Below are 25,368 nucleotides of genomic sequence, written 5' to 3' on the forward strand. Positions count from 1 at the left end.
CGGAGGATCACTTTTCAGGGGGCAGACCAGGCCCCGTCCACTTCATTGGAGGTGGCGTTGCGCTCAACGCCGAGAACTTCCCACCAAGGGCGCTTGCCGCCGGGCGCGGGCAGGGCGATAAACCCCTTCATGGTCGCGCGGACCACGGCCAGGGTTCCATGTCGCAGTTCCGTCCGCCGCGCTTCAATCACGTGATGGATCGCCTGAAGGTTCGCCGCCGGCGTCGAGTAGCGATCGACCGGAATGCAGATCTGTGTGTTTTCCCAAGTGAACCAAACAGCTACGCCGGGGTCGTCCGGCTTCTCGCGGCCCAGCGACACGTTCGAGGAAAGAATGATGTTCGCGACTGGCTTGCCGCTGCTTTTGCCGAAAGCCGTGAGACTCGTCTCGACGTTCTCCAAGGCGCCAGCGAGCGTCGTCTTAAACTGGCCAGTCTCGCGCCTTATCGTGCGCGGGAATCCATCGGGCCACGAAAGCGGGAATGCGGTGGTCACGACGCGCTCTCCTTTGCCGCGAGATGGCGGGAGACGGTTTTCTTGCCAAACCTGCCCGCAATATCTCTGATTCCATCTCGGCGGCCGACATGGGCGAATTTTCCGTCTCGGGCGGCTCTCGACATATTTTCGGTACCGGTAACTGCATCAAGATTGGTGATGCGGTTCACCGCCTTTCCCGCAACTCCATGGTCAACTTGATGTCCTTCAGGTAGTGGCCCATGAACAGACACCCAGACGATGCGATGCACCATAAAGTGCATTTGCTTTCCACCGACACTGACGCATGCGCGAAGATATCCCTTCTTCGTCAAGCATCCGATCGGTTTATCTGGATTGTTGGATTTAGGCGCGTATACATGCCCGGCTTCCGCATCCACACGCAGGCGTCCGCATTCGATCAGAGCAATGATCGCGAGATCACCGTGCATTCGGCATCTCCCTGATCATGAGGTACTCTGGAATCGGGGCCTTCTTCGCCATCTGCTTCATGAAGAAGGCCACACCAGCGGCCTTGCATTGATCTCGAAGGCTTTCGGCCCAAGCTTCTTGCATTGGCCGCGCTCCGGGGCCGCTCTCGCCGCCGCAGATGACCCAATCGAGCCCGCAGCTGCGGAAGCCGATCCCAGCTTTTTTTGAGAGGGCGTTAAATGTGAATCCGGTTGTCTCTCGGATCTTGAACAGATCGATCGGTCCTAACAACGGCTCGGCCGACACAAAGCGCACGGCGGAGGGCGTTGCCAGCAAATCAGGAATGCGCGCGTCGGCGGTTTCCTGATTCTCGGCAGACACGCCAAGCCAAATATGCGCGAACATCACTTCAAACTTGGCAGCGATCGGATCAAAGATCTGGTGACCGAACTGCGGATGCGTCCAAAGCAGCCATCGACCTGAAGCTTTAAGTTCCGCAAAATATGAGCGCATTCGCGCGCTGCGTTTCGTCAACACCTGAAACGTATGCTGCGGACAAAGCGCCATCACGGCGAACATGGGGTCTATCCATTCGTCCGTCACAAAGTCAGCGAACAGATCGGTCATTGAGCAGACGAAAATCATTCGGGACCGCCTCCAGCGCGTCGGCGCGAGCAGCATCTTCTCGTCGAGGAAAAGGCTAACATCGCGTCGTGTATCGCCGAATGTGTTTCCGTGCAGGCGCCCGGGCTTAAATTCAAAGCCTGTCCCAAGCCGAATATTCATCCTCTCCGCATAGCAATTCCGGCAACCTTCGCTGACGTGCTCGCAATGCCAGCCGAAACGCGGGCCTTCGTGCGTCGCCGCCATCGCGCGGATAGGTGACCAGCTCGCATCGGTCCATTCTATCTTGCTATGCTCGCCCATCACATGTTCCCCGCGATCTGCTCCGTCATCTCTCTGCGGAGGCGCCCTGCAATCATCATGGCGTAATAGTCGGTCTCGCCGGATGAACAGAGCGAGAAAGCAAATGCCGTTTGGTCGCCTTCAATGGACCGCAGATTCCAGTCGTCGCTCATCTCTTGCAGCAACCATCCGGGCTTGCGCGCGGGGAACAGCACGTCCTTGATCCGGTCTTCCGGTCGCACTGGCGCCGGATAGGCCTGCGAAATGGAGTCGAAAATCACCCCATCATAGCGCAGCGCTAGCGAGCCCTTTTCGACGTAGGCGTGAATTTGATCGAGGGATAGTTTGGCGAAGATCATCATCATACCCAAAATTGGAGCCCGGTAGATTTCTCAAAGGCGACACGGCTGATATCGATTTTGTTTTTCGAGAACAGGTCTTTGACCGCACGATCATAATCGCGCTCTCGCTGGATCAGTATTTTCGCAGCAAGCGAGAACGATCGATTGGAGGCCAGATCGGCATCGAGGGCGTTTGGAACTCTGTGCCGTTGCCGCATATTCTCTTTGACCCAATCAGGCACGCCGTGGACTAGAAGCCATTTGGCTAGGCCTTCTCCTGTTTGGTGAGAATTCGGTACCGGCATGCCGACGGTGCTATTGTTGGAGAGTCCGATCATCGGGGTGTAACCCCCCAATGCCGTGGCGTTCAGCCCAGCCATGCGCGCCGCGTCAGCGGCCAATGGAGAGATGGCCGCCGGCGCGGCACCGAGGAATTTCAGGAAAGATCTGCGCAGCATCATCTCGTTTCCTCTACATAAAGCGGCCTCGGCGGCAGTGAGGTGCGATCAAATCGACGCTCTTTCGGCTCGGCTCGGCGCGATGGGATCTTGGCGCGGGTCTCGTCTTTGATTCCGAGATGCGCATCCTTCTGGCGTTTGGCTTTGACGATCGCCGGCATGTCATGCATCGCGGTCTTGACCTCTGCACATTCGAAATGGGCCGGGCCGCGGTTCGATAGGTCATTCGTGCCGCCGAGACCCAGCGCGCGAACGTGCTCGTCGATCCAAACCTTTCGCGGGTCGATCGGTAATTTGCAGATTATGCAAATCCCGCCATGAGTTTCCCACATGGTCCGGCGCTGGGTTTTCGTCAGCGGCTTGCGCTTTGTGGTGGCGACATCCTGCATCATGCCGCTCGCCCGGCGTTCTCTTCGAGCTCCTTGCGCGTCACGCCGATCAAGGATTGCGCATAATCGAGCACCGCGTTTTTGGACTCGTTGAACGCTTTCTTGCCCATCGCGCGCTCGCTCTGGCTTTGGGCGGTCCAGATCGTCACGACGCACCGATCCACTAGGATCAGGGCGTATTCGTCATTGCTCGGGCGTACGAACATCTGCAGTTCGCGCGCCTCGGCGCCGGTCCGGGCGACAAATTGGCGAGAATCTGCGTATCCGCATTTGATCAGGGCGTACTTGCGCAAATGCTCGGGTGTGGGAAATTGCTCAGCACGGTTCTCTGGCAAATTCCGCCAGACTTCCTTGAGGGAGGCGAAATAATGGCCGCGCGACGCCTGCGAGACATTCTCGACCACGGCGAGCTTATAGGTTTCGCCGATCACAAGTTCCTTATCGGCATCTAGCCGACCCCTCGCGCTGAATGGCGTTAGCGCGTCACCGTCCCAGCGCCAATTAATCGTTAAGAGTGCGCTCATGCCGCCGCCCTCTCCCCATAGAGATCGGTGAGTGCCAGAACCTTGTCATTGAGCTCGATCAGGAAAGCGGCGACTTCCGCCTCAAGGCTGGCGATCAGCCTCTCGTCGCGGGTAACGCGCGAGGTAAAAAGGCGCATGGCCTCTGGTAGGCGAGGATCGAAAGAGACGAAGTCGCACCAGGCGCGACCGGTGCAGGCCAATTGCCATTGGATCTGCGTGACGTAGCGGCTGGGCACGTTTTGCCCCAATAGGGTCTCAATATGTGTCGAGGTATTAGGCGCTTTGATTTCGATGAGACCGTCGGCTCCGACCAGTCCATCGGGGCTGGCGCCGGAACATTCGATTCTCGGATGCAAAACAAAGCCGACTTCCGAAACCCATGTCTCGGTCGCCATTTCATAAGCGGCGCGCGCCTCTGGCTCTTTTTCCGTGCCCCATGCCATAGCCGCATTGGTGTATTTCTCTGCGGGTTCTCCGGTCAGGCGTTCGGCGATCAATTCGCCCATGTAATTGGCGCGGCTGGCGCCCCAACCGGATTTAGTCTTGGCGATGACATCGGCGACGCGGCTGGCGGTCACGCGCCCGCATCTTGCGGCGTGCCACTCCGCTGATCCCTGGGCGCACTCGATGACGTTCATCGGCTCAACTCCTTGCCACGTCGGGAATAAGCTCCGAAAAGCTGCTGATAGCCGGGACGGGGCCCCTGGAGCGTGTTGACTAGGTCAAGCGCAATGCGTTGCTCTTTCTGCTCGGACCACCAATCGCTCAGCTCTTTGGCTGTCTGGGAGGCAGCGATCTTTTCGGCGGCAAGATCGAGATAGGCGCGCACGGAGTCTGGCAACTCGGGTTCAGCGTGGCCACCGGCGCGCCCGTCATCGTCCTCGCTGCGGGTGCTGCTCAGATTCAAAAGCGCCATGGCGACGTAGCGCTTGCCGTAGCTGGTGGATGACCCCACGGCTTGAACCGCGTTCTTGCTGCCGGTGCTATCGTGCGGCAGCGTCATCGTGGTCTCTTCCTGATGGCCTCCCGCGTGACTCAAAATGCCGGTGACGGTGATCTTGCCGTCGCTGGCGAGGCCCGTGCGGAAAGAAATGGCAAACCCGTGCTTGCCGAGAACCGGGCGGATTGCCTGATTGATGTCGTCCCAGCGCGCATAAGGCGTTTCTTGCTGGATCTCGCCAGGCTTATCCTTTTTGTGGATCGTGATTTTGCCACGCTCCTGGATAACCGGGAGGTCAGGCTGCATGGCCGAGAGAGCGGCGGAATAGGCGGTTTTCGCCCGCGCGGACTCGACGCGCTCATACATCGACATAAGCCGTTCCATCTTATCGACGTTGACGGCGGGATCGCGCGCGGCCTTGCTGATTACGGCGAGAAGGGAATCTCCATCCGACACGGGCGCGGAAACCACGGCGCCGCGCCGATCGTCGATCGCGGCGATTTGCCGTCCGGCTGATTGCTCGTTCATGACATCACCTTCGACCAAAGAGACGCCGCGATGCAGACGATCGCGATGGCGCACATCAGGCGCCTTACCCAACGCAACTGCGCCCGCACTTCGCGCGCGGCTGGGGATTCCACTTCTCGAACTTCGTCGAGCCCGGAACTAAAAAGCTCGAACTCTTCGGGGGTGAAGCGGGCGCGCTCGTGGTGGCTAAGCTCGCGATTAAAATAATTCGGATCATGGTTGCCTCCGACGGCTGATAGGGCTTTCATTCTGCCGCCTCGGCAACGGGTGGCTGCTCGGCGGTTGATTTCACGGATTCCCGCTTCTGATATTCGGCGTACCAGAGCGCTTGGCGCTTCTCTTCGATGGCGGCAGCGAGATGAATGATCGCTTCGCCGATTTCCTTGCCGGACTCGCTATCACTGAAGGCCCGCGCCAGATCTGATCCGGATCTATGGGTCAGTCGATCGATAGCGACGTTCTGATCGTGGACCTTTGCCTCTTCTGCGGTGCGGAACAGGCGCGTTTCATCGAGTTTGCTGGCATAGGCATATGTCGAGCTGTAGGAAATCATGACGGTATCCTCGGATTAGGAGTGCCGCACTCGGCGGCAATGAAACGGGTCAGAAATCGTAAGGGTCGTAATCGTCGTCGGGAGGAGGGTTCTCTTGGATGTACGTCGACATCCGCTGTTCCTCGGCGTCGGTCAGCGTGATGTCCTGACTGGGCTCTGCGGTGGTCCACGCCTTGACAATCTCGACCTCGCCGCCCTCCGCCGGGCAGCAACTTTCCGGCGGCCCGTAGGTCTGCGCGGGGAGGTAGTCGCTGATCGAATACTCGACCGTGATTTCGGTCTCGCCATCGTCGCGCTCGAACGTTTGGAAGAATGTGCGGGTCATGACAGCCACCCGATCAAGAGACACACGCCAGCGACGAGCAGCATCGAGATGAGAAACTCGTCGATGAAATAGAGGCTGGCCAGCATTTCCGGTGCGCGATCAAGATCGCGGTGCTGGCCGTGATCAGACCACTTCGCGGCATATTCGGCGTGGGAGAAATAGCCCGCGTCCGCGTTGGCAAGATCGAAGGCGCGCTCGCGCTTCAGATCCATGGGGGTTCGGCTGATCTGGGTCACGCCCGTTCCCTCCGAGACCAATTTTCGGGGGATTTGGAATGCGCCAGCATCGCGTATGCGTGCTCGATCGGCGCGCGATCTAGGTTGAGGAGAAATCGTGCGCAGAGATCCCGCGCCTCCTGCGGTAGCTCGTCATAATCGTAGGTCTTGGCGAGTTCCGCCGCGACATCTTCGGTCACATCCCGCGCCGTGCCGGCGGTGAGGTTGATCTCGTAGATCGCGAGCAGATCGGGATATTGCTCCTCGGCGATATCTTCGAGCATCGTTGCGCGGGCGAGGGGGAATTCAGTTTCAAACGCGCCGGCGGCGGGATGCCCCACACGGCCGTCAGTGAAAGTCACAATGTGGTGGATGAGATCGGCGCTCATGATTGCACCGCACTTTCCGCGACGACCGTAGAATTCAGGCCGACGAGGTCCATGAACTCAACGATCATGCCTTCGGTGATTTTGGCGATTTGGCTATTCTCCGGGGTGTCGCCCTTATTGATGCCAAGGAACCAGCGCTCGACAGGCCTCGAGCTATCGGCCAGTCCGAGAGTGTCGTAATAAACCTGCCGGACGTTCGCGATCGTGCCGACCAGGCAAGCGCATTCGCCTTCGTAGGTCGATCCGTTGACGCGACCCTCGCGCAGAGCGGTCAGGAGCGCCGGAACCTCGGGGATAGCGCGCAGAAGAATATCGTACAGATCCGCCCGCACGGAGCGCAGGTTCGCGCCGATCAGGCTCGCGCCGCGCAGGTTCACGCCGTCCAGGCTCGCGCCGTCCAGGTTCGCGCCGCGCAGGCTCGCGCCGTCCAGGTTCGCGCCGTCCAGGTTCGCGCGGTTAGAGACGCCCCATTTTACCGCCAGCCCGACCTTAATTGAGATCAGCGCATCATCTGCGCATTCGATCTCGGCCGTGAACTGAACGTCTCCGCTCCACCTGTTTCTGATTTCGAATTGCATGTCGGCGCTCCATCGGGTTGATGGAGGTAATGTGCATTAATGCATCTTAGCAGTCAACCATAAAAGTGCAGAAATGCATTATTTTCTTGCGCCTGCTCGCTGCCCTGCTATTCTAGCATGCATCTAACGGTCCATTTGCCGAAGGCGGCGTTATGAAAATCGAGGGGTCGATGGATGGATACGCCAAAAGCCGCAGAGGACTCTATTCGTCAGCCACGATTTTTAGAGAAGGTTTGCCCTTTGGGCGAAGGCTGGACGGAATGGGGATTTTATGAAGAGCCTGATAATCCTGAAGGGCCTTTACCAAGTACGCCAGGCCGACGAAAGAAAGCGAAAGGTCGATGGATTGCTCTGGGGCGCCGTCGTCTAACTCAAGACGGAGATTTAGAGATTGTTTTCCTGGATTAGGGCGACCCGAGGACGATCTTCTTAACCATTTTATAGTCGCCCTGGCGATCGGTGAGGTAATCCAGGTAATCTGTCCGTATTAATTTAGAAGTATTCATCATTATATAGGACGAATAAACCCGCGAACGATATTACGAACCAGATTATGTTCTTCCCAAAGATACCTTCGAGAATATCGGTCAAGCCGACCAGCATGAGAAAGACAGCTAGGTAGCCTTTGAAGCGTTTCGTCATTGAGGAGGCCGCCACCTGTAGGCATTAAACAGTGGAAGGATTATAATTATGAAGGAAGAAACCTACGAAGAATTCAAGCTTAGGGCTCATCGTCCCCTTCATGGAAAGCGTCCGTGGAATTCGACAAGGCCGCGGACTGCAGACGACGAACAGTATTACGCAAATCTTGATTCTCAGATTCGAGAGTTTGCACCTGACGGCTCAAATTCGAGCACCACTCGTTCAGAAACTCAAACTTCTGACCAGGACTCATGTCCTTCCACGCGGGATATTCAACCATAGACACCTCTTTGTGAACGCATCGCGGTGTACCGGAATCCAGGAATTGCGGCAGGCAAAAGCTATGCAATTTCCTTGCTGCGCAGATGACCATGAAAAAGCCCGCGCGAGGCGGCCTGAAGGAGAAATGAATATGACGCAAAGCTCGTCGCGAGAACCGGCCGTTAGGAGGTTCGTGTCGTTTTCGGACATCAGCCCAGAAAGCTCGGACATGAGCCGAGGAGACTCAAAATCACAGGAGAGGTATTCTTCAGAAGAATATATTGCCTTGGAAGAAGCGTTTAACTGTTGGTGGGCAGATAATTCCAGTGCACTTCATTTAGGTGCGTGCGGCGATTTAGAATCTTTGAGAGATGCGCTTGTCGCCGCCTGGCCGAATTCTTCGATCGGCGATGGAGGCGCGCCATGAAAGCCCCGCCGTTCGACCGCGTTAAGTCTGACCAGAAGAACGTGATTTTGAGCGAGCTTCTCCCTCCTGGCTCCGGCGAATATTTTCAGCCTGCAGCGTCTTCTTCTCGGCCCGTGCCTTTTCTTGAGCGCGTTGTGCAGGTGTCGGTCGGGAAGATCTCGTTTTCGCTGCCTGAATATGCTGTACAAAAAGGTCTTTCTGACCTTCGCTTAGCCACGGGGGAATGTGTTTCTCTACTGGACTATGCTCAGGGGGTGGCTCTAGTTTTTGTGGCTTTGGCCAGAAGTGGCTTTTTAGACGACCTTGCTTCACAGCTATCTCATGATCCAGAAAATCAAGCCATTCCCGCGCGTAAGCGAAGTAAGTAAGTTGCTGTTTCAGCAGGCCAATGCTGACATGCCGAAAATGATGAAAAAACTCGGTGTCCGTGTCGAATTCTGATTTTTCAAGGTCGGCAAAAAATAAGCCGCCTTTGTGATCTGGAGAATCCGCCCAATTGCAATGAGCGTAACGATTTCGAATGCGCGCGCATATCGCAACCATAGCGACGCAAATTTCAAGGTCTTTGGCGAGACAAGGTCTTTGGCGAGACCTAGTTCCTTGCATTCTTGCGCGATAATCGATTGCGCAAATTCTACGCGAGCGGACGAAGCTCTGGTTTTGTAAAGAGCGGTCAAAATCTCACCCAGCATATCCAGGGTTTTGCCTGCATTCCGGCAGACTGAGAATTCAATCTCGCCATACGCGAGGATAATTTTGCCAATGAGTGTGGCGTGCCTTGGATGGCGCTCCAACGCCGGGTTTATTCGCGGGCCAGGTGAGTTTTTCATGGAGAATCGAATCGCGCGGCGGCTAGCAGCGGGCCGGCCAAAGTACTCGGACGAGAGTCGAGGGCGGCTTCTACCAACACGGCAGCTTCCCAACCACGAAGCCGCCCCCAGGAAACGATCCTCTTCCCGGTCCGCCTACGCAATTCCAAACTGAGCCGCGCAGTGACGAATACCGTCAGCCGTTGTAACGCGGCAACGGCCGCTATGAAAAAGCCCGGCGCTAGGCCCGGGATAGAGGGAGGCATGTGGAGTTTAGCCGAAAAGAAGTGATCGAGTAGCAGCAGCCACGTCTTGTTGCCGCATCAGGCTCTCTCCGACCAGAAAGGTTCGAACTCCGGCATTTGTTAGCCGCACTATGTCTGCATGGCTTCCTATGCCGCTCTCTCCCACGACTAAACGGTCGCCAGGAACCCGAGGCGCCAGTTCCTCTGTTGTGGCGAGTGACACTTCAAAGCTGCGAAGATCGCGGTTGTTGATCCCGATCAATTTCGTTTCCAGCGGGAGGGCGCGCTCGAGTTCATGCGCGTCATGGACCTCGACGAGAACATCCATGCCCAGATCATGGGCATGGTTCACGAGTTCCCGAGCCTCGGCGTCGCTGACGCTCGCCATAATGACTAGGATGCAGTCGGCACCCCAAACGCGAGCCTGATGGACCTGATAAGGCTCGAACAAAAAGTCCTTGCGCAAGACAGGCAGCCCGGAAGCATCGCGCGCAAGCCGAAGGAAATCCGGATGGCCTTGAAAGGAGGGCTCATCGGTCAAAACTGAGATGCAGCTGGCGCCGCCTTCAAGATAGGCGCGGGCGAGGCTAGGGGGATCGAAATCCGGACGGATCAGACCTTTCGAAGGACTGGCTTTTTTAATTTCCGCTATCAGTGCGGGGCGCCCTTCACGGAGATGCGCCTCAATCGCCGACGCGAAACCGCGTGGCGGCGATGCCTGTCGAGCGAGTTTCAGAATCGCCTCGGATGAAATCTCCGACTTAGCGGCAAGAACCTCGCGGCGTTTATAGGCTTCTATGCGGGCGAGAATATCGGGTTTCCGTCGATGCGTTTCACTTCCATCCTGCTGGGATAAACGCTCTTCCGCAGTGGGCTCTGTGTTCAATTTTAACCTCCAGTGGCATACATTTGGAAATTATAGGCGGGGCACATTACGAACCAGTTTCAGCGCACTTATCAGCGCACTTAAACGAGTTTCATCTGAAATAAGTCTCTGCGAACACAACGGTTCTTATTCAACCTTCGTCGTTCCAAGGCTCAAGACCCTGTCACAATCTGCCGGGCCTTGCCGCCGCATCGCCTCGATCCTATCGCGCCGGCGCTGGCGATTTGCGGCCGGTCCGCATTTCGGACCGTGTGCCCGCGCTTGGCCCACACAATACGGCCATTCCACGCTAGCGAATATTAGCTATTGAGCGTTTAATGTCATTTAACTCTGCCTTTAAGATTTCCAAATTTGAGGAGATGCGGCTCTCTTGGAGATCGACGTCATCGTATTTATCATCGTGTTGGCATTATTTTTTACAATCAAATTAATAAAAATTAGAATAACAACCCCATCAAATACTGTGAGATTTCGACCTAAGATATTTTTTATGAAATCATATATCCAAGAAGAAATAGAATATAAAAACAAGAATGTAGAAATAATGAAATTGTCGGCCATGATAAACTTTCGTCGTCAGACTTCAGCCAAATCCAGCCGCGTCTCAATTCGTTCGAGGCGCCCTTCGATCCGGTCGATTCTGCGCGAAACCGAAGCATAATTCGCCTCAAGCGTTCCAAGCCGCTCTTTCACTTCGCGCATGTCTTCGCGAAGGCCGTCCACGGCTCCTCGGATGTGGCGAAGGTGCTCAAGCACCAGATTTTCGGATTCGGCCATTCGCGTCGTTCCTGAACTCCGTAATGCTCGACAAAAATTAATCCCCATGGTCGCGTATATACTAAAGAGTGATAAAGCAATCGAGATGCAACCTTATCATTTATTTTGCTATAATAACATTTTCAGGTTCTTATGTCACTGCGTAGATCGACTAATAATATCTTCGGAATAAATCATTTATCAAAACATGTAGAGTTTGAGCGTTATTTCCGCGAGGCGTGTTTAAATGTCTATCTTTGATCTTGTTCTTTCTCGAGTTCTATCAAGGTTTTTTGAACTAACAGGTCAACTCGAGCTTTGTCAGATGCCTCTAGGTCGAGACCAGCAATCTGAATTGGCCACTCTAGCCGTTCTGCTACAAACCTTGTTTCTAAAAGTTTTTCCATCTCAGGAGTCATCGGACGTCCCTGACGCTCTAAGCTGCGCGAGAACTCTTTCCAAAGGCTTACTAGACGTTGCGTTAATGCCGTCTCGGGCAACGCACTAGGGCTCATCAATAATATATTTGAACGTTCCCGTCTGGATTCTGGCGGGCTGGCTTCGCCACTGAAAAACGGGGTCCAATCGACACCGGTTGCCCTTTTGATTTTATTCCGCGTCTCCTCTTTCAAGACGAAATAGAAATTTTTCTTGTTGAGCAACCTCGTGAGAGTTGTGGAACTCACGTGGCTCTCCGCAGCGACGCGGCTAGGGGCCCACTTTTTGACGTCGCAGACATGCCTGACGTAAGCCTTGCTGGCTTCATATAAATCCATGACACCAATAAAGCATAAATGCACCATGCATATCTCGGTGCATTTATGCTTGACGACTGTCGCGATTAGATGCATTATGCATTTATACACTTTCTTGATGAAGTCACAGAGATTGAACGGAAGCTGAAGGAAGCAAACGTGCCTCTTTCGGTCCTCCTTGGCGCGGCGGGCATTGACCGCTCAACTTGGACGCGGTGGCGCGCCAAGACAACCATTCCTCGCCTAGACCGGTGGGAAGGGACTAAGGCCGCGGCTGCCAGAATTTTCTTGACGCATGAGAGTTCCATTCCTGCAGAAAGTGAGTGCAGAGAATGAGCCAGACGACCCACGCGCTCGATCGATGCCATTTGGCTCTAAAAGTCGGAGCGTTGGCGACAAGGCTGGTCAAAGCTGCCGACAAAATCAGCGCCCGTTGTGACGATGGGCTGTGTGAATCAGTTCTCGTTTTGCATGCCGACGAACTCTGCGAAGATGTAGAGGGAGCGAAGATTGCCGGCGCGCCCGTGCGGAGCAATAAACCTGGCGAACTCCTCAGGCTCGATTTTGACCTCCACGACAAGGAACTCCTGCCGGTATTCAAACAGGCGTGCCGCATGGCGCTTGAGCCATTCGTCGAAGGAGTTGGGCAAATCAGCGTGGATGACGCGCCGGAGGGCGTCGTAATCCCAGGCTCGATGGTCGGAAAATACAATCTGTCCAATCCGCTTCCTCCGCTCTTTCGTCGACCGAAGTTACCGGGGTTCCCGTCAGCGGAGAAGCCGCATGATCAGGGTGTTCCATCTCCGCGAGCCGATCACTGAAATTCGAGACGACGCCGTCAGGATTCCGCTGGACGCGCTTCGATTATTCGGGCGCCGCGCCAACATCCTGCTCAATTGCTTTTTCGTTGCTGTCATCATCGCGGCGATTTCTGCGCGTGCGGCTTACCGCTGGTCTAAGCGGGCAAAGGGGTTCCGGGCATGAAGCGGCATCCCATTCTGACCCTTTGGCGCGACCCTCCGCGCGCCCGCCTGCGGACTGATGCGATCGCCCCACGATCCTCGTCCGCCTTTTCTTTTGGAAAGCCCTCTCAAAGCAAAGGCTACAGAACATGATTTCCGCCTTGCTCGCTCTCGCTCTGCTTGCCCTCCTCGTCGTTCTTATTCGTTCCGGCGACAGGGCTCCCCCTTTCGGCGCCGCTGACAACGACGTCGACGCCGAGTGCGGCCGAGACTCTCTCTAATGTTCGGTTCCCTTCCAGCAATGCCGCTGTGAGGTTTTGAAAAGACTTATCGAGTTTACGCCGGGCATCCATCCGGCGGTGAAGTTTAGAGATAGCCTTCGACGCGCCAACGCCGAGGGTTTCGAAATTAGAGTCACTATCAAGTTCTAGTTCTAGCTGTGTGTGTGCGTGTCTCAATAGAAACTCCTTTCGCTTCATGGATTGAAGCACAGGGAGTTTCCAGCGTGGCGGAAAAGTCTTCCAGCAAAACGGAAAGTTCTTCCGGCGACGGAGTAAGGGTCGTGAACGGTTTGACGCTGACGACGAACGCGGAATTGGCGAATCCCACGAACGCTAAAGCAGGGCAGGCCGGGTCGATTTATATCACTCAGGATGCGACCGGCGGACGAACGCTGATTTTCGGAACGAACTGGCAATTTGCCGGCGGAACGGCGCCGGTCTTGTCGACGGCGCCCGGCGCGGTGGATATTTTGAATTACAAGGCGCGCTCGCCGACAGTGATTGTCGGCCAATTGCTTAAAGGGGTGCAGGCTTGACGAAGCAAGAATTGCTTACGCATGAGCGGCTGAAGGAAGTGCTTCACTACGATCCGGAGACCGGACTCTGGATTTGGCGAGAGAAGACAGCCCCAAAAAGCCATATCCAGGTTGGGGATGAGGCTGGCGATATTCAATCTAACGGATATGTAAGAATCCAAATTGACGGGCTTCGATATCTCGCACACCGATTAGCAGTTTTCTACATGACCGGCCGGTGGCCCGAACATCAAGTCGACCACTGGGATCTGAATAAGAGCAATAATAGATGGTCGAATCTGCGTGAGGCAACCAACGGTCAAAATATGGCGAATACGTCGCTGAGGCGCGATAGCAGTTCATCATTCAAGGGCGTTTCGCGGCACAGTGACGATCGTAAGTGGTGGGCACGTATTCAGGTCCGGGGTAGACGGATTTACCTCGGTTGCTTTGATACCCGAGAGGATGCTCATGCCGCATATATCGCAGCTGCGGCGGAGCACTTCGGTGAATATGCGAGGGCCGCATGAGCAATCCGACGGAAAGGGCGAAAAACGGCGCTGTTCGCTTTGCCCTCAGCATGGGCAAGCGGCAACACTTCGCATCGGGCGGCGTCGTCGGCCCCTTGCATGGCGTTGATGGCGGTCGCACGGACACTTTGCCCATATCGGTCCCGGCTGGCTCTTATGTGATCCCGGCCGATGTCGTCAGCGGGCTCCCTGGGGCCGAAGGAAACTCCCTTGCCGGGCATAACGCGCTGGCTAAGCTGTTTTCCTCCGCGCCTTTCTCGCCCGACGCCGCACCGTTTGGCGTAAAGTCTCCCGATCTTGCCAAAGGCCACACGATTCCGGGCCAAGTGCATGCCGAGCGGTCGCTCCTGCGCGCCAAAGGCGGCCACGTCGAAGTTGGCGGTCCGCCGATCGATATTATGGCCGCCGGCGGAGAGCATGTTGTTCCCCCGGAAGTGGTTCTTGCGATTGGGCAGGGGAATTTAAAGCTCGGTCACGAAATCCTCGACGAGTTCGTCAAGAAAGTGCGCAAAAATAACATCAAGGATTTGAAGAAACTGCCGGGGCCGGTGAAAAAATGACCGAAGCGCATTCTGATCAGGCGAGTGCTCAGGATATCGATAATGTCCTCCGAATCGCGACGACGGATGATTATCAAGAGATATTTCGAATTTGCTGCGTTCTTCACCAAGAAAACGGACAGCACGAATTCTCCGAAGAAAAAGCTAAAAATGTCATTTGGCGCGGGGTCAATCGGCAAAATGCGATCATCGGCGTTATCGGGCCTTCAAATGATATTAGAGCGGTAATCTATTTGGAAATTTGCCCCGTTTATTACAGCGACGAAATGCAGCTTTTGGAATTGTTTAACTTCGTGCGGCCTGATTATCGCAAATCTGATTATGCCAAACGGATGATCCAATTCGCAAAGCATGCCGCCGACCAAACTGGTCTTGATCTGCTTATTGGGGTAATCTCCGACACAAGGCTTGAGGCGAAGAAACGTCTCTACGAAAGGCTTTTGCCTGTCGGGGGAGTTTTCTTCAACTACCGTGCGTCGAAAAAGGACGCGGCTTAATCCGGGCGGGATTGGCTGGATGATCAAATCAAAATGGCACTCACCCGTGAGCGACTGCTAGAGGTTCTGGTCTACGATCCCGAGACCGGGATTTGCACGTGGCTGCCTAGGCCCGTCAGAGAAAAATTTGCACGCACTGACAAGGCGTGGAACGCGCAGCACGCTGGCAAGATCGCCGGATGCTTTAGCGAGTCTCTCGGCTACATACTGATTCGAATTGATGGCGAACTGCGTTACGCGCATCGTCTCGCGTGGTTCTATATGACCGGCGAATGGCCGGATCCAGAATGCGATCACGACGATCTCGACGGCTCCAATAATCGTTGGAAGAATCTGCGTAGAGCGTCTTCCTCTCAAAATCGCATGAACAGGAGATCTCCCGGAAACGCCGTGGGGCTAAAGGGGGTCTCTTTCTTTAGGGGAAGGTTCAAGGCCCAAATTATGGTGGGCGGTATTAACCTGCACGTTGGGGTGTTTGATACGGCTGAAGAGGCGCATTTGGCGTACTGTGATCGGGCGAGAAGTGTGCACGGCAATTTCGCGCGTTTCGATTAGAGGCAACGACCATGGGAAGCAAACCTTCGAGCCAATCAAACACGTCGCAGAGCTTTTCGCCGCCGCCTAATGTTATGCAAAATTACGATCAGGTCGTGTCGCAGGCGCAGCAGGACGCCGCCACGCCCTATCAGCCGTTCACTGGGCAACTTGTCGCGCCGGTTAATCAGCAGCAAACGACCGGCATTAACGCGATCAACGCAGCGTCGGGCGTTCAAGACGCCGATAACGCGCAGGCCACAGGCCTCGCCGGCGCCAGCGCTGCAGCGATCAATCCGACGCAATATTCAGGCGCGGCGCTTGCGCAATTCGAATCGCCCTATCAGAGCGATGTCGTCAACACGACGCTCGGCGAAATCAATAACCAGAATCAGCAACAGGCTGCGTCGCTCGAGGGCAATTCCATCTCAGCCGGCGCGTTCGGAGGCGATCGGGCGGGCGTCGCACAGGCGGCGCTGGCCGGTCAGCAGGATATCGCGACGAATGCGACTGTCGCCAGCCTGAATAATCAGAATTTCCAAAACGCTCAGTCCGAATTTAATAATCAGCAAACGACGGATTTGGGCGCTCAGCAGAATACGGCGGCGCGTCAGCTCGCGGCGAGCCAGCAACTCGGCACGCTCGGCCAAACGGAGCAGACGGAAGACCTCAACGAAGCCAACGCGCAAACGAACGCGGGCACGCTGCAACAGCAGACGACGCAGGCTCAGGACACCGCAAATTACAACCAATATTTGCAGCAGCTCGCCTATCCCTTCCAGACGACGGGCTGGCTGGCCAATATCGTCGAGGGCATCGGTTCGCAATCCGGAGGCACGACGACCGGCCAGACGCAACAGCAGAGCGGAAATACCGGGTCGACCATCGCGGGCGGCCTGCTTGGCCTTGGATCGTTCCTGGCGAGCGGCGGCCGCGTCACCTATGCGAACGGCGGCGGTCTCGGCGGCGGCGTGCTTCAGCCCGCATTCGATCCAACGCAGGGCGTTCCGGCTGGGCTCGGCGGCGGCTCCTGGGTTCCAACACCGTCGCTGCCGATCGGCCATACCATGCCGCAGGGATCGTCGGGCGCCGCGCCGGGACAGACGCCCGCGCAGCAGGGGCAGAACATGGCGGGAATCGCCAAGGGCATCCAGGGCCTCGGCAACGCCTTTTCGAATACGAGCGCCGGCGATGCAGTCAGCGACGCGGTGCAGGACAGCCTTGACGATCTCAACCGCGGCGGCCGCGTGCCGCGCGGGACTGGTCTGGCGGCTGCGGCCTATCGCGACGGCGGAACCGTTCTCGGCGATGGCGGCGTGATGCGTCGGCCTCATTATGACGATGGCGGCGGCGTCACCGGCCTTGTCTTCGATCCGGATGCGCTGAACACTCAGGTCCCAGACACCACGCCTTTGGCCGCGGCCGCGGCGACGAATCCAGCCACGGCTCTTGGCTTCACGCCCGCCGCTAACGGCGTGTTGCCGCCTGCCGATGTCAGCCAGACGGCCTCCGCGCCTGGACTAGGCGCCGCCGCAGCGCCGCAACCAAGTCCAGCGCCTGCACTCGCCGCTATCGATCAGGCGACCGCACCGAGGGGAATCCGCAATAATAATCCTGGCAACCTCATCGATAATGCCTGGACGCAGAGCCTCCCCGGTTACACTGGCTCGGACGGCCGATTTGCGACATTCAACACGCCGCAGGCCGGATCCGCAGCGCTTGACCAAAATCTCCAGAGCTATGCGAGCAAGGGCGTATCGACGCCTCTGGCGATCGCGAGCAAATGGGCCCCAGCCGGTGACGGCGACAATAATCCAACGGCCTATGCTGGGTTTGTCGCAAGCAAGCTGGGTGTCGGGATCAACGATCCGATCGACATGACCAATCCTGCGGTCCGCTCGACGGTGGCCAGCGCCATTACTCAATTCGAAAATGGAACAGGCGCCAGCATTCCGGCGTCCGCAAGCTCCTATGCCGATAGCCCGGCTGGCGGCGGCCTTGGTGCGGCTGGCGTCGCCGGCGCTCCGGTCGGGGCGAGCGCTTCGCCTCCATCTGGCGCGGCTGACGAGATCGCCCCTTCGCCGATCGACAAGGCTATCGGGGCTACCGGCGCGCATCATAAGGGCCTCGCTGGTCTCGATCTATCGGACAGCACCCGGCTCGGATTGCTTGCGGCCGGCCTCGGGATCATGGGAGGCAAGTCGCTCAATCCGTGGCAGAACATCGGGCAGGGCGGCCTTGAAGGGCTGCAAACGATGGTCGAAAGTAGCAAGAACCAGGCGAGCACCGGCCTCGCTCGAGCGCAGACGAAGGGGGTTGAGACCGAGAACGCCATTAAGCAGGGCCAATTGGATCTCATGATGTCGACGCTCAAGAAATTTTCTGGGCTTGGAGCGCCTAGTGGCAGCCAAGCCCCTGCCGCGACTTCTGCAGCAGCGTCATCGCGCCCGTCGAGCCCTACGGCGCCTGCATCAGCAATCGCGCCCTCGGCTCCATCCGCAGGATCCGCGGCCCCGGCAAATCCCCAGGTTCAACTCGATCCGAACTTCGACCCGCGCGTGTTGCGTGAGAAAGCATTTGCGCTTGCGGCGTCCCTGTTGCTCGCGAACACAGCGAAACAATATAGCGACGCTGCCAATCAAATTGAGACGCAGGGCTACTCCTATGATGTGAATGGCAATCGCGTTCCCCTTCCTGGGTTCAATCAAGTCAAAGCTGGGGCGGCCGCGGCGGTGGCGCGAGCGGAGGGCGAGGTCAAGAACGAACTAGCGCCCGCTATGTCCCCGAGCGGCGTGGCCTATCTCGGGGGTCAGAATCCGGGCGGCGGTGCAGCGGCCTTACAAGGTCCAACCATCGGAGGAACGCCTCCAGCGATGGAGATCGATCCGAAGACGGCCGCTGTGACGACTTCCATTCCCGCTGCGCCGAAGGGCGGCGGCTATCCCGTCCCGGACGTCCCGGCTGGAGCCAAAGTGACCGGAATTGGGGAAGGGGCGAAGGAACTCGCCAAGGCGGACGGCCAATTCAGCGACATGGTTGGCAAGGCGCCGGTTTTGGATCAGGGAATTGCGCGATTTCAAAGTTTGGCGCAGGCCTTCAAACTTTTCCAATCCGGATCGACCACTGAGAAATTGCAGGCCGGCGCTGCGATTGCCCAATCATACGGCTATCCCGATCTCGCTAAGCGCATCCTTGGGGGTGATCCGGCAGCGGTTCAATGGGTCGGAAAAGAAGGCATTCAACTGACGTTGGATACGCTGAAAGCCGCGAACCCCCGTTTCGCTCAATCCGAATTTCAGGCGCTGGCAAATAAAGGCACGCCGAATGCCGAACTGCTGCCGCAGGCCAACCATGAATTGATCGCCGAAGGCCTCGGCCTCATGGAGCGCAATCGGGCGTTCGTTCAGGACTGGCAAAAGGCGCAGACCCAAGGTTGGCAGAGCCCGTCAGCTTTCTATGGACAGTGGAGCAATGCGAATCCGCTGGGCGGCTTTATACGGGCCGCGCAGCGACAAATCGGCAATTTCAAAGGGATGGACCTGCCGCCATCAAGCGAATGGACGCAAGGCGTGACCTATGTCGCTCCTTCTACGATGAATCCTCAACAGGCCGATGCGTTTGCCAAACGCGGAATAAAGCCAGGGCAGATGTTCAAATTCAATGGGCGTGACAGTTCGTCTCCGATCCAACCTATCGCGCCGGGCGCATCCTTTTCCGCCCAATTGGGACAATAAATTAAGTGGACGATCTTTCTGACATCGATGCAGCGTTTGGTAGTGGCGCGCCAGCCGCCGGGCCTACCTACACCCCGCCACGCGCTTTTCCGGGGGAAGCCCCGCCGCTGACTGTGCGCGCGCACGACCCATCCGCTGCTCCTGACGACTTGTCGGACATTGACGCGACGTTCGCTCAGGGCGCGCCTTGGGAAGGGCCTCCGGGGCCGTCAGCGTTGGATACAGCAAAGGATGTTGTGGCGAGCGGCGCAAGCGGCCTCGTCCGCGGCGTCGCGGCTGCGCCTTTTGCACCGGCCGCAATCGGCAAAATGGGCGCGGACGCCATTGTCAGCGGCGGCGATTGGCTGGCGCGCAAAGCTTTGGGGCTCGGCCCGGCTTCACCAGAAACGCTAGATGCCCAGGCGAAGGCTGAGGCTCATCGTCCGTTCGGCGTCCCGTCGCTAGACGACGCATCGAATGCGATTCAAAGCGGCCTTGATCCAATTCTTCATACCCCGCAAACGGGCGCAGGTCGGTTTTCCCAAACGGTGGGTGAGTTTGCTCCCGTCGCGTTGGCGGGGCCGGGGAATGCCGCCAAAAAGCTTGCGATCGGCGCAGTTGCTCCCGCCGCCGGGTCGGAAGCGGCTGGAAATATGACAGAAGGGACATCGCTAGAGCCTTATGCCAGGTTCGCAGGCGCGCTCGCGGGTGGCGTCGGGGCGGCCGGAGCGGCGGGAGCTGCTGAAGCAGCATCGAATGTCGCTGCGCCTGTCGTCGCCAAAGGCCTCAAGGCCATTGGTAAACCAGCCATGCAGGAAAGGCTTGCTGGACAGCGGCTTATGCAAGGCGCTCAGGACCCATCTGCTTTCAGAGAAGCCCTGTCCCAGTCCGATCCTGACGAATTGGTTCCCGGATCAAAACCCACGACGTTCCAATTAACCGGCGATCAAGGTCTCGGCCAGATGGAGCGGGGCGATCGCACCACGAACCCTGCGGGCTATCTGCAACGGTCGGCAGAGCAAAATTCGGCGCGGCTTGGCACGCTCAATGAAATGCAGCCGACGGGCAATCCGGAGGCTGTTTCGGCCCATTTAACCGATCAGTTGGGACAACTCGACGCGAGGGCGCAGAGCCAGATCGATGTGGCCAAAACGGCGGCCCAAACGGCGGCTTCTGGGATCGGGACGGGCGCAGGCCCGGAACTGACTGGCGCAGATCTCCGCAGCCATATCGCCGCGGCCAACGATGCGGCCAAGGCAAACGAGCGCCAACTTTGGAATGCGGTCGACCCGGACGGCACATTGGCCAACCCGACAAATGCAATCACTCAGGCGAATCAGAAGATTTACGGAGATCTATCGCCAACGGCGCAGGCGTTCATTTCGCCGGACGAGAAAACGTTCAACGGTCTGATCACGGCCTACCGGCCGGTCGAGCCATTTCAGACGGTAGCCGATTTACGCAGCAATTTGGCGGCGGCGATGCGGCAGGAACGGGCGACAAGCGGCTCGACGCCCGCTTATGCGCGCATGGCGCAATTGATGTCGAGCGTGCAAGATACTATAAATAACGCCATCGAACACCGCGCGGCGGTCCAGGCGCATGCTGTGTCTCAGGGCGCGTTGGATCCCGATGCGACGGCGGTCGCTCGTCTAAAACAGTGGCAAGCCAACTTTTATGCCGGACAGCAAGTCGACGCTAGGACAGGCACTGCAACAGGTTTTGGCGGAGATGCCGGAGCAGGATCGGTTGCCTTTTCTAGCGTACATGGAGCAGGGGGCCAAGGGAGAGGCGGACTTAGAAATCCTCCGAGCGATTCGGGAATATCGCCGACTGCACTCCAGCCCAACTTCGACGCCGACGCCGCAGCAAGACTGAAGGCCGCGTCCCAAGCGACCAAGCAAAACAAACAGACTTTTGCCAAAGGACCGGTCGGAGATGTCCTGCGCTCGGCAGGAACAGCCGGAGACTATCGGCTTCCGAACAGCGCGGTCCCGGCCAAACTCTTCCCGGCAGGCCCAAAAGGCTACGAGGCGGTTAAATCCTACCATTCCGCCGCTGGATCGACGCAAGACGCAGTTCAGTCCATGCAGAACGCGGCGATGGAAAGCCTCAGGACGCGCGCCATTAACGGCGAAGGGATTCTCCAGCCGAGCGCCCTCGCCATGTGGAAGAGCCAGCACGCCGATGCCCTCAGGGCCATGGACGAGGCCTCCCCAGATTTCAGCAAACGGTTTGATAATGCCGCGACGGCGACCGACGATTTAATGAAGTCGGTCACAGCTAAAAACGACGCGCTAAAGGCTTTCCAATCTGGCGCCATTGGCAAATTGATGGGGGCCGAGAGCGCGGATGAGGTTGTAAACCGCCTCGGCAAGATCATGAGCGCCGACGATCGGGTGTCGCAGGTACAGCGATTGGTGCAGGCGACTCAGGGTAATCCGGACGCCGCAGCAGGCCTTCGAAAGGCCGCGTCCGATTGGATGGCAAAGCAATTCATGACGCAAACAGAGGCGGGGACCTCGGGCGAGAAAGCCATCAGCGCGGACAAATTCAAGAAGCTCGTCGGCCAAAGTGCGTCCGTGCTCTCGCAGTTGTTCACGCCGAAGGAGATGGAAGGCTTCCGCGCGGTCGCTTCCGATCTCGATCGCGCCAACCGGTCAGTGGTGGGGAGTAAAGTCGCTGGATCGCCCGGTACGGCCCAAGACACCGAACAAGCCAACAAAGCAAAGCACGCCCCGGCGTCCCTTATGACCGCCATCTTGTTTGCTGGCTCGGCCGGTCTTGAACAGGGGGGCCTTCATGGCGCTGCTTCGGGCGCCGCATTGGCCGGGGGTGGATACATGCTGAACGCCCTGCGACTGGCGGGCATCCATGACGTGCAGTCCCTTGTGTCTGATGCGTTGCTGAACCCCGATCGCGCGCGGCAGTACATCAAGAGCGTGCCCGACAAAAGAGCAGCCAAGACGACTGCGGCGACGCTCACTCGGTCATTTCTTGCCTATCCGATGATCGCAAGGAACCAATAACCGAAAAAGAAAACCCCGCCGGGAAGCGGGGTCGGACTTCTACGCTGTAGCAAATGTCTCTACAGCGGCCCCTGGTGGGGTCTTAGACGCGGATCGCTCGCGCGAGAGCCGCTAACTTAGGCGTATTGAGACTGACGCGCTGGCCGCGGGACCGGTCGATCCATCGCGCGGGCGCGATCTTGCCACACCCGAATGGCGTCAAGGACGTTTTGGACTGCTTCCGCCTGAGTCTCGCCATCGGACATGCAGCCGGGTAAATCAGGCACAGTCGCGATAAAGCCGCCGCCGTCCTCTTCGGAAAGCGGCTGGACAACGATCCTATAATCAAGATTGTCCATCGGAATTGCTCCTGACCACGTCATCAACAAAGTCCACAAACGCTTTAATATACACTGTCTTAATTTTGCGACGCTTAGGGATCGTAAGGATGGCTGCTTGAGACTTATGGGAAACGTCATAGTGCGAACCCCGCGTCGGAGCTTCACACTGAATCCCAAAGTGGTCACAAACCACTTGAATATCTTGTATATCCCAATTGTCTCGAGGGTTGTTTTTCATATTCTCAAAGCGTTTAACCGCTTGAGACAAAGGCAATCTCCTCCAGACGATACCTTTAAGATACATCATTTATAGTGGTGAGGGCAACAATGTTATTGCCTTCCGCCTCATTGCGCCGTCCAGGCTCATATAATGGCCTTTGTCGCAAGAGCCAAATTGCCCACAATCTCGCGGTTACCGCGAGTTTAACCAGAAACGCGCTCTCGCCCGTATCGTTGCCCATTAGGGCAATAATTGGATAGGGAACAGCCTTCGAGCAATAGCCGCGCTCACGGCAATCGCACACGCGCACCGGCGCGGGCCGGTCATTTCACGCGGTCCTTGAGATCGATTTTACCCAATCCGATCAGTTCAATCGATTTTACCCAATCCGATCAGTTCACAAGATCGCGCATCTAGTCGGGTGCGCATTAAGATAGATCATTTCAGGTACCCTTTAGACCGAAGATAGTCGGTCAGAAGCTTCTCGATCAACTGAGTGAGAGACCGATGGTCGTCAGACGCGGCTTTTTCGGCTGCACTTTTGAGATCTGGCTCGACCCTGATCGCAAGAGTTGACGTTTTTTTTCGCTTCTCGATCATTATTTTGTATCGCCAGTGGATTGACATTATGTATATCCAATGGTTATACAAATCATGTCGGGAGCGGTCAAGTGTTTCAGCACTAGCCGCCCCCTAACCCCAGAACGCCAGATGAGGGCGAACCATGGCTAAGACAAATAATATCATACCGTCCGATAGATGCGGAGATCTATCCGGCATCCATACGGATAGACCGTCCCGTCGTATGATTATGAGCTACGCCCCAGCGGCCGTGCTTCTGCCGGGCGCGGCTCTAGCTGCGGTTGCGGCGCCGTCGCCAGATCCGATCTTCGCGCTGATCGAAGCGCATAGGGTAGCGAACGTTGACTTAAAGGCAGCGGAAGGCTCCCCCGATGATGCAGCCTACGAAGTTATCTACGCCCGCGAAGGCGAAGCGCAGAAACGACTCTTCGCAACGAACGCAACCACGATTGCCGGCGTCGAGGCTTTTGCTGCGCACATCGTGAAATATCCGCGCATCGTAGATTTCGAGCATCCGGATTTCAGCCTGACGAAGGCTCTGACTACCATCGCCGCGGCCTTGCACGAAATTCGCGTGACCCCGCACGCCGTCCGGGTAGCCTGATCATGAACGATGAAATCGAAATGAACTCTGGGCGCCAGCCCGTTGTTGCGATCAAAAACGGCGACGTTCTTGCCAACAGCCGGGACGTCGCGTCCTATTTTGCAAAGAACCATCGCGACGTGCTGAGGGATATAGACAACCTGATCGCGTCTGAACCCACCCTGGGTCTGCGCAATTTTGCGCATACCCCATATATTGAGGCTCAGAACGGTCAAACCTACAGATCCTACGATATGGATCGAAAAGGGTTTGCGGTCATCGCCATGGGCTTCACGGGTGCAAAGGCGCTTAAATGGAAGCTGGCATATATAGACGCGTTCGACGCGATGGAGGCGGAGCTTCGCGCCCGGCCGGCGATCGATCCAATCCAAGTCTTGAACGATCCGACTGCGATGCGCGGCCTCTTGCTGACCTACAGTGAAAAGGTTCTGGCCTTGGAAGCCGATAAGGCCGCAGCGGCGCCGAAGATTGCCGCGCTTGAGCGCATCGCAGAAGCGGACGGCTCGCTGTGCATCACAGACTCGGCAAAGACCCTACAAGTGCGCCCGACCGAGCTATTCAAATTTTTACGTCACCACAGCTGGATTTACCGGCGCCCCGGAACGGATCACGACGTCGCCTATCAATCCAAGCTCGTGGTCGGATTGCTCGAGCACAAGACGACGACCGTTCACCGATCGGACGGCTCCGAAAAGATCACAACGCAAGTGCGGATCACGCCAAAAGGATTGACGAGATTGGCTCAAGAACTTCCGCCCGCCTTGCGAGTCGCTTAACCCCACGCGGGTCACGGACAAACGGGGCCGTCCTTCGGGGCGGCTCTCTCATTTTGGGGCCTCCGCCTCACATGCTATAACCGAATCGGCGCAGGTCAGATGAGTAGATCGACCAAGTGACGCCTCGGTTGCCGGCCAGCAGAGCGCGGCGCAACCTCCCAATCAAGCAATAGGACGACTTCTGACGCGCCCGCCGCGTCGGACGTGTCGATACCTTTCCGTTCGTAAGCCCCGTGCAGGAGCAGGGAATGGCCTTCCGCCTATCGCCGCCCGAGCTACGCCAACAGAATCGATACCCCTGCGGCGGAGGGCGCAACGTCGGGGATAGGATTCGGAGTGGACAGCATCACCGCATTTTTCGGAACCACGGGAGTAGTCAGGGCGGCGACTAACGCCCCCGTCGTCGTCACCGG

Annotated in this window: 33 protein-coding genes; 12 read left to right on the forward strand and 21 right to left on the reverse strand. The window is 57.2% G+C overall.

Annotation, left to right across the window (positions count from 1 at the left end; all coding sequences use genetic code 11):
- Nucleotides 1-14: 14 nt before the first annotated feature.
- The 15 genes from WDN46_07635 to WDN46_07705 all read right to left on the reverse strand — a co-directional run bounded on the left by WDN46_07635 (nucleotide 15) and on the right by WDN46_07705 (nucleotide 7,051).
- Entirely contained in the window at nucleotides 15-494 is a 480-nt protein-coding gene (locus WDN46_07635) for a J domain-containing protein (GenBank protein MEJ0093295.1), read from the reverse strand.
- On the reverse strand, nucleotides 491-925 hold the full coding sequence (locus WDN46_07640; protein ID MEJ0093296.1) for an HNH endonuclease signature motif containing protein: 435 nt from the start codon (nucleotides 923-925) through the stop codon (nucleotides 491-493). Before WDN46_07640 ends, WDN46_07635 begins: the two co-directional genes overlap by 4 nt.
- On the reverse strand, nucleotides 915-1,832 hold the full coding sequence (locus WDN46_07645; protein MEJ0093297.1) for a phage Gp37/Gp68 family protein: 918 nt from the start codon (nucleotides 1,830-1,832) through the stop codon (nucleotides 915-917). The genes WDN46_07640 and WDN46_07645 overlap by 11 nt, the downstream gene beginning before the upstream one ends.
- Nucleotides 1,832-2,176, reverse strand: coding sequence for a hypothetical protein (locus WDN46_07650; protein MEJ0093298.1), 345 nt, complete (start codon nucleotides 2,174-2,176; stop codon nucleotides 1,832-1,834). The genes WDN46_07645 and WDN46_07650 overlap by 1 nt, the downstream gene beginning before the upstream one ends.
- Nucleotides 2,173-2,613 (reverse strand): hypothetical protein, encoded by a 441-nt coding sequence (locus tag WDN46_07655; GenBank protein MEJ0093299.1) that lies wholly within the window; start codon nucleotides 2,611-2,613, stop codon nucleotides 2,173-2,175. The genes WDN46_07650 and WDN46_07655 overlap by 4 nt, the downstream gene beginning before the upstream one ends.
- A complete protein-coding gene (locus WDN46_07660) occupies nucleotides 2,610-3,002 on the reverse strand; it encodes an HNH endonuclease signature motif containing protein (protein MEJ0093300.1) in 393 nt (130 codons plus the stop codon). Before WDN46_07660 ends, WDN46_07655 begins: the two co-directional genes overlap by 4 nt.
- Nucleotides 2,999-3,523 (reverse strand): hypothetical protein, encoded by a 525-nt coding sequence (locus WDN46_07665; GenBank protein MEJ0093301.1) that lies wholly within the window; start codon nucleotides 3,521-3,523, stop codon nucleotides 2,999-3,001. Before WDN46_07665 ends, WDN46_07660 begins: the two co-directional genes overlap by 4 nt.
- Entirely contained in the window at nucleotides 3,520-4,161 is a 642-nt protein-coding gene (locus tag WDN46_07670) for a lambda exonuclease family protein (protein ID MEJ0093302.1), read from the reverse strand. The genes WDN46_07665 and WDN46_07670 overlap by 4 nt, the downstream gene beginning before the upstream one ends.
- Nucleotides 4,158-4,829, reverse strand: coding sequence for an ERF family protein (locus WDN46_07675; protein MEJ0093303.1), 672 nt, complete (start codon nucleotides 4,827-4,829; stop codon nucleotides 4,158-4,160). Before WDN46_07675 ends, WDN46_07670 begins: the two co-directional genes overlap by 4 nt.
- Nucleotides 4,830-4,987: 158 nt before the next feature.
- Nucleotides 4,988-5,239, reverse strand: a complete 252-nt coding sequence (locus WDN46_07680; GenBank protein ID MEJ0093304.1) for a hypothetical protein — start codon at nucleotides 5,237-5,239, stop codon at nucleotides 4,988-4,990.
- Nucleotides 5,236-5,544, reverse strand: a complete 309-nt coding sequence (locus WDN46_07685) for a hypothetical protein (GenBank protein ID MEJ0093305.1) — start codon at nucleotides 5,542-5,544, stop codon at nucleotides 5,236-5,238. Before WDN46_07685 ends, WDN46_07680 begins: the two co-directional genes overlap by 4 nt.
- A 49-nt stretch (nucleotides 5,545-5,593) precedes the next feature.
- On the reverse strand, nucleotides 5,594-5,869 hold the full coding sequence (locus WDN46_07690) for a hypothetical protein (protein MEJ0093306.1): 276 nt from the start codon (nucleotides 5,867-5,869) through the stop codon (nucleotides 5,594-5,596).
- Complete coding sequence (locus WDN46_07695; GenBank protein MEJ0093307.1) at nucleotides 5,866-6,105, reverse strand: hypothetical protein; 240 nt, start codon at nucleotides 6,103-6,105, stop codon at nucleotides 5,866-5,868. The genes WDN46_07690 and WDN46_07695 overlap by 4 nt, the downstream gene beginning before the upstream one ends.
- On the reverse strand, nucleotides 6,102-6,473 hold the full coding sequence (locus tag WDN46_07700; protein MEJ0093308.1) for a hypothetical protein: 372 nt from the start codon (nucleotides 6,471-6,473) through the stop codon (nucleotides 6,102-6,104). The genes WDN46_07695 and WDN46_07700 overlap by 4 nt, the downstream gene beginning before the upstream one ends.
- Nucleotides 6,470-7,051, reverse strand: coding sequence for a pentapeptide repeat-containing protein (locus tag WDN46_07705; GenBank protein ID MEJ0093309.1), 582 nt, complete (start codon nucleotides 7,049-7,051; stop codon nucleotides 6,470-6,472). Before WDN46_07705 ends, WDN46_07700 begins: the two co-directional genes overlap by 4 nt.
- A 174-nt stretch (nucleotides 7,052-7,225) precedes the next feature.
- Here WDN46_07705 and WDN46_07710 point away from each other — a divergent pair, with 174 nt between their 5' ends.
- Both WDN46_07710 and WDN46_07715 read left to right on the forward strand, forming a co-directional pair.
- Nucleotides 7,226-7,459 carry a hypothetical protein gene (locus WDN46_07710; GenBank protein ID MEJ0093310.1) on the forward strand — a complete coding sequence of 78 codons (234 nt, stop codon included), beginning with the start codon at nucleotides 7,226-7,228 and terminating at the stop codon, nucleotides 7,457-7,459.
- A gap of 688 nt (nucleotides 7,460-8,147) precedes the next feature.
- Nucleotides 8,148-8,381 (forward strand): hypothetical protein, encoded by a 234-nt coding sequence (locus tag WDN46_07715; GenBank protein MEJ0093311.1) that lies wholly within the window; start codon nucleotides 8,148-8,150, stop codon nucleotides 8,379-8,381.
- 21 nt (nucleotides 8,382-8,402) lie between these two features.
- On the opposite strand, the gene WDN46_07720 is transcribed toward WDN46_07715, so the two are convergent.
- From WDN46_07720 to WDN46_07735, 4 genes are all read right to left on the reverse strand, one after another.
- Nucleotides 8,403-8,924, reverse strand: coding sequence for a hypothetical protein (locus tag WDN46_07720; protein MEJ0093312.1), 522 nt, complete (start codon nucleotides 8,922-8,924; stop codon nucleotides 8,403-8,405).
- Nucleotides 8,925-9,463: 539 nt separating this feature from the next.
- Nucleotides 9,464-10,246 (reverse strand): indole-3-glycerol phosphate synthase TrpC, encoded by a 783-nt coding sequence (trpC, locus tag WDN46_07725; protein MEJ0093313.1) that lies wholly within the window; start codon nucleotides 10,244-10,246, stop codon nucleotides 9,464-9,466.
- 651 nt (nucleotides 10,247-10,897) lie between these two features.
- Nucleotides 10,898-11,098, reverse strand: coding sequence for a hypothetical protein (locus WDN46_07730; protein MEJ0093314.1), 201 nt, complete (start codon nucleotides 11,096-11,098; stop codon nucleotides 10,898-10,900).
- Nucleotides 11,099-11,328: 230 nt separating this feature from the next.
- The gene (locus tag WDN46_07735) at nucleotides 11,329-11,880 is read right to left on the reverse strand and encodes a hypothetical protein (GenBank protein MEJ0093315.1); all 552 of its coding nucleotides are present in this window, start codon (nucleotides 11,878-11,880) and stop codon (nucleotides 11,329-11,331) included.
- Between the two features lie 284 nt (nucleotides 11,881-12,164).
- On the opposite strand from WDN46_07735, the gene WDN46_07740 reads away from it, so the two are divergent.
- Entirely contained in the window at nucleotides 12,165-12,653 is a 489-nt protein-coding gene (locus WDN46_07740; GenBank protein MEJ0093316.1) for a hypothetical protein, read from the forward strand.
- Nucleotides 12,654-12,934: 281 nt separating this feature from the next.
- Here the strand turns inward: WDN46_07740 and WDN46_07745 are convergent, their stop codons facing one another.
- Nucleotides 12,935-13,273, reverse strand: a complete 339-nt coding sequence (locus tag WDN46_07745; protein ID MEJ0093317.1) for a hypothetical protein — start codon at nucleotides 13,271-13,273, stop codon at nucleotides 12,935-12,937.
- A gap of 83 nt (nucleotides 13,274-13,356) precedes the next feature.
- On the opposite strand from WDN46_07745, the gene WDN46_07750 reads away from it, so the two are divergent.
- From WDN46_07750 to WDN46_07780, 7 genes are all read left to right on the forward strand, one after another.
- Complete coding sequence (locus WDN46_07750; protein MEJ0093318.1) at nucleotides 13,357-13,611, forward strand: hypothetical protein; 255 nt, start codon at nucleotides 13,357-13,359, stop codon at nucleotides 13,609-13,611.
- Nucleotides 13,608-14,120, forward strand: a complete 513-nt coding sequence (locus WDN46_07755; GenBank protein MEJ0093319.1) for an HNH endonuclease — start codon at nucleotides 13,608-13,610, stop codon at nucleotides 14,118-14,120. Before WDN46_07750 ends, WDN46_07755 begins: the two co-directional genes overlap by 4 nt.
- Nucleotides 14,117-14,680: a hypothetical protein gene (locus WDN46_07760; protein MEJ0093320.1), complete on the forward strand. Its 564-nt coding sequence runs from the start codon at nucleotides 14,117-14,119 to the stop codon at nucleotides 14,678-14,680. Before WDN46_07755 ends, WDN46_07760 begins: the two co-directional genes overlap by 4 nt.
- The gene (locus WDN46_07765) at nucleotides 14,677-15,177 is read left to right on the forward strand and encodes a GNAT family N-acetyltransferase (protein ID MEJ0093321.1); all 501 of its coding nucleotides are present in this window, start codon (nucleotides 14,677-14,679) and stop codon (nucleotides 15,175-15,177) included. The genes WDN46_07760 and WDN46_07765 overlap by 4 nt, the downstream gene beginning before the upstream one ends.
- 33 nt (nucleotides 15,178-15,210) lie before the next feature.
- Nucleotides 15,211-15,732, forward strand: a complete 522-nt coding sequence (locus WDN46_07770; GenBank protein MEJ0093322.1) for an HNH endonuclease — start codon at nucleotides 15,211-15,213, stop codon at nucleotides 15,730-15,732.
- A 74-nt stretch (nucleotides 15,733-15,806) separates the two neighbouring features.
- Nucleotides 15,807-19,445: a hypothetical protein gene (locus tag WDN46_07775; protein ID MEJ0093323.1), complete on the forward strand. Its 3,639-nt coding sequence runs from the start codon at nucleotides 15,807-15,809 to the stop codon at nucleotides 19,443-19,445.
- Between the two features lie 5 nt (nucleotides 19,446-19,450).
- Nucleotides 19,451-22,453, forward strand: coding sequence for a hypothetical protein (locus tag WDN46_07780; protein MEJ0093324.1), 3,003 nt, complete (start codon nucleotides 19,451-19,453; stop codon nucleotides 22,451-22,453).
- Between the two features lie 116 nt (nucleotides 22,454-22,569).
- Here WDN46_07780 and WDN46_07785 read toward each other — a convergent pair whose 3' ends face one another.
- Nucleotides 22,570-22,791 (reverse strand): type II toxin-antitoxin system HicB family antitoxin, encoded by a 222-nt coding sequence (locus WDN46_07785; protein ID MEJ0093325.1) that lies wholly within the window; start codon nucleotides 22,789-22,791, stop codon nucleotides 22,570-22,572.
- A 1,013-nt stretch (nucleotides 22,792-23,804) separates the two neighbouring features.
- On the opposite strand from WDN46_07785, the gene WDN46_07790 reads away from it, so the two are divergent.
- Nucleotides 23,805-24,179 carry a hypothetical protein gene (locus WDN46_07790; protein ID MEJ0093326.1) on the forward strand — a complete coding sequence of 125 codons (375 nt, stop codon included), beginning with the start codon at nucleotides 23,805-23,807 and terminating at the stop codon, nucleotides 24,177-24,179.
- Between the two features lie 2 nt (nucleotides 24,180-24,181).
- Nucleotides 24,182-24,955: a phage regulatory protein/antirepressor Ant gene (locus tag WDN46_07795; GenBank protein ID MEJ0093327.1), complete on the forward strand. Its 774-nt coding sequence runs from the start codon at nucleotides 24,182-24,184 to the stop codon at nucleotides 24,953-24,955.
- Nucleotides 24,956-25,368 lie beyond the last annotated feature (413 nt).

The sequence above is a fragment of the Methylocella sp. genome, from assembly GCA_037200525.1.
In the GTDB taxonomy this organism is placed as follows: domain Bacteria; phylum Pseudomonadota; class Alphaproteobacteria; order Rhizobiales; family Beijerinckiaceae; genus Methylocapsa.

Bases quoted from the DNA above. Each gene is read 5' to 3' on its own strand.
- WDN46_07710 (MEJ0093310.1), top strand. From the start codon at position 7,226: ATGGATACGCCAAAAGCCGCAGAGGACTCTATTCGTCAGCCACGATTT.
- WDN46_07765 (MEJ0093321.1), top strand. From the start codon at position 14,677: ATGACCGAAGCGCATTCTGATCAGGCGAGTGCTCAGGATATCGATAAT.
- WDN46_07785 (MEJ0093325.1), bottom strand. From the start codon at position 22,791: ATGGACAATCTTGATTATAGGATCGTTGTCCAGCCGCTTTCCGAAGAG.
- WDN46_07700 (MEJ0093308.1), bottom strand. From the start codon at position 6,473: ATGAGCGCCGATCTCATCCACCACATTGTGACTTTCACTGACGGCCGT.
- WDN46_07705 (MEJ0093309.1), bottom strand. From the start codon at position 7,051: ATGCAATTCGAAATCAGAAACAGGTGGAGCGGAGACGTTCAGTTCACG.
- WDN46_07790 (MEJ0093326.1), top strand. From the start codon at position 23,805: ATGAGCTACGCCCCAGCGGCCGTGCTTCTGCCGGGCGCGGCTCTAGCT.
- WDN46_07775 (MEJ0093323.1), top strand. From the start codon at position 15,807: ATGCAAAATTACGATCAGGTCGTGTCGCAGGCGCAGCAGGACGCCGCC.
- WDN46_07670 (MEJ0093302.1), bottom strand. From the start codon at position 4,161: ATGAACGTCATCGAGTGCGCCCAGGGATCAGCGGAGTGGCACGCCGCA.
- WDN46_07770 (MEJ0093322.1), top strand. From the start codon at position 15,211: ATGGCACTCACCCGTGAGCGACTGCTAGAGGTTCTGGTCTACGATCCC.
- WDN46_07640 (MEJ0093296.1), bottom strand. From the start codon at position 925: ATGCACGGTGATCTCGCGATCATTGCTCTGATCGAATGCGGACGCCTG.
- WDN46_07760 (MEJ0093320.1), top strand. From the start codon at position 14,117: ATGAGCAATCCGACGGAAAGGGCGAAAAACGGCGCTGTTCGCTTTGCC.
- WDN46_07740 (MEJ0093316.1), top strand. From the start codon at position 12,165: ATGAGCCAGACGACCCACGCGCTCGATCGATGCCATTTGGCTCTAAAA.
- WDN46_07665 (MEJ0093301.1), bottom strand. From the start codon at position 3,523: ATGAGCGCACTCTTAACGATTAATTGGCGCTGGGACGGTGACGCGCTA.
- WDN46_07680 (MEJ0093304.1), bottom strand. From the start codon at position 5,239: ATGAAAGCCCTATCAGCCGTCGGAGGCAACCATGATCCGAATTATTTT.
- WDN46_07645 (MEJ0093297.1), bottom strand. From the start codon at position 1,832: ATGGGCGAGCATAGCAAGATAGAATGGACCGATGCGAGCTGGTCACCT.
- WDN46_07795 (MEJ0093327.1), top strand. From the start codon at position 24,182: ATGAACGATGAAATCGAAATGAACTCTGGGCGCCAGCCCGTTGTTGCG.
- WDN46_07660 (MEJ0093300.1), bottom strand. From the start codon at position 3,002: ATGATGCAGGATGTCGCCACCACAAAGCGCAAGCCGCTGACGAAAACC.
- WDN46_07655 (MEJ0093299.1), bottom strand. From the start codon at position 2,613: ATGATGCTGCGCAGATCTTTCCTGAAATTCCTCGGTGCCGCGCCGGCG.
- WDN46_07735 (MEJ0093315.1), bottom strand. From the start codon at position 11,880: ATGGTGCATTTATGCTTTATTGGTGTCATGGATTTATATGAAGCCAGC.
- WDN46_07745 (MEJ0093317.1), bottom strand. From the start codon at position 13,273: ATGAAGCGAAAGGAGTTTCTATTGAGACACGCACACACACAGCTAGAA.
- WDN46_07675 (MEJ0093303.1), bottom strand. From the start codon at position 4,829: ATGTATGAGCGCGTCGAGTCCGCGCGGGCGAAAACCGCCTATTCCGCC.
- WDN46_07690 (MEJ0093306.1), bottom strand. From the start codon at position 5,869: ATGACCCGCACATTCTTCCAAACGTTCGAGCGCGACGATGGCGAGACC.
- WDN46_07730 (MEJ0093314.1), bottom strand. From the start codon at position 11,098: ATGGCCGAATCCGAAAATCTGGTGCTTGAGCACCTTCGCCACATCCGA.
- WDN46_07720 (MEJ0093312.1), bottom strand. From the start codon at position 8,924: ATGGTTGCGATATGCGCGCGCATTCGAAATCGTTACGCTCATTGCAAT.
- WDN46_07685 (MEJ0093305.1), bottom strand. From the start codon at position 5,544: ATGATTTCCTACAGCTCGACATATGCCTATGCCAGCAAACTCGATGAA.
- WDN46_07650 (MEJ0093298.1), bottom strand. From the start codon at position 2,176: ATGATGATGATCTTCGCCAAACTATCCCTCGATCAAATTCACGCCTAC.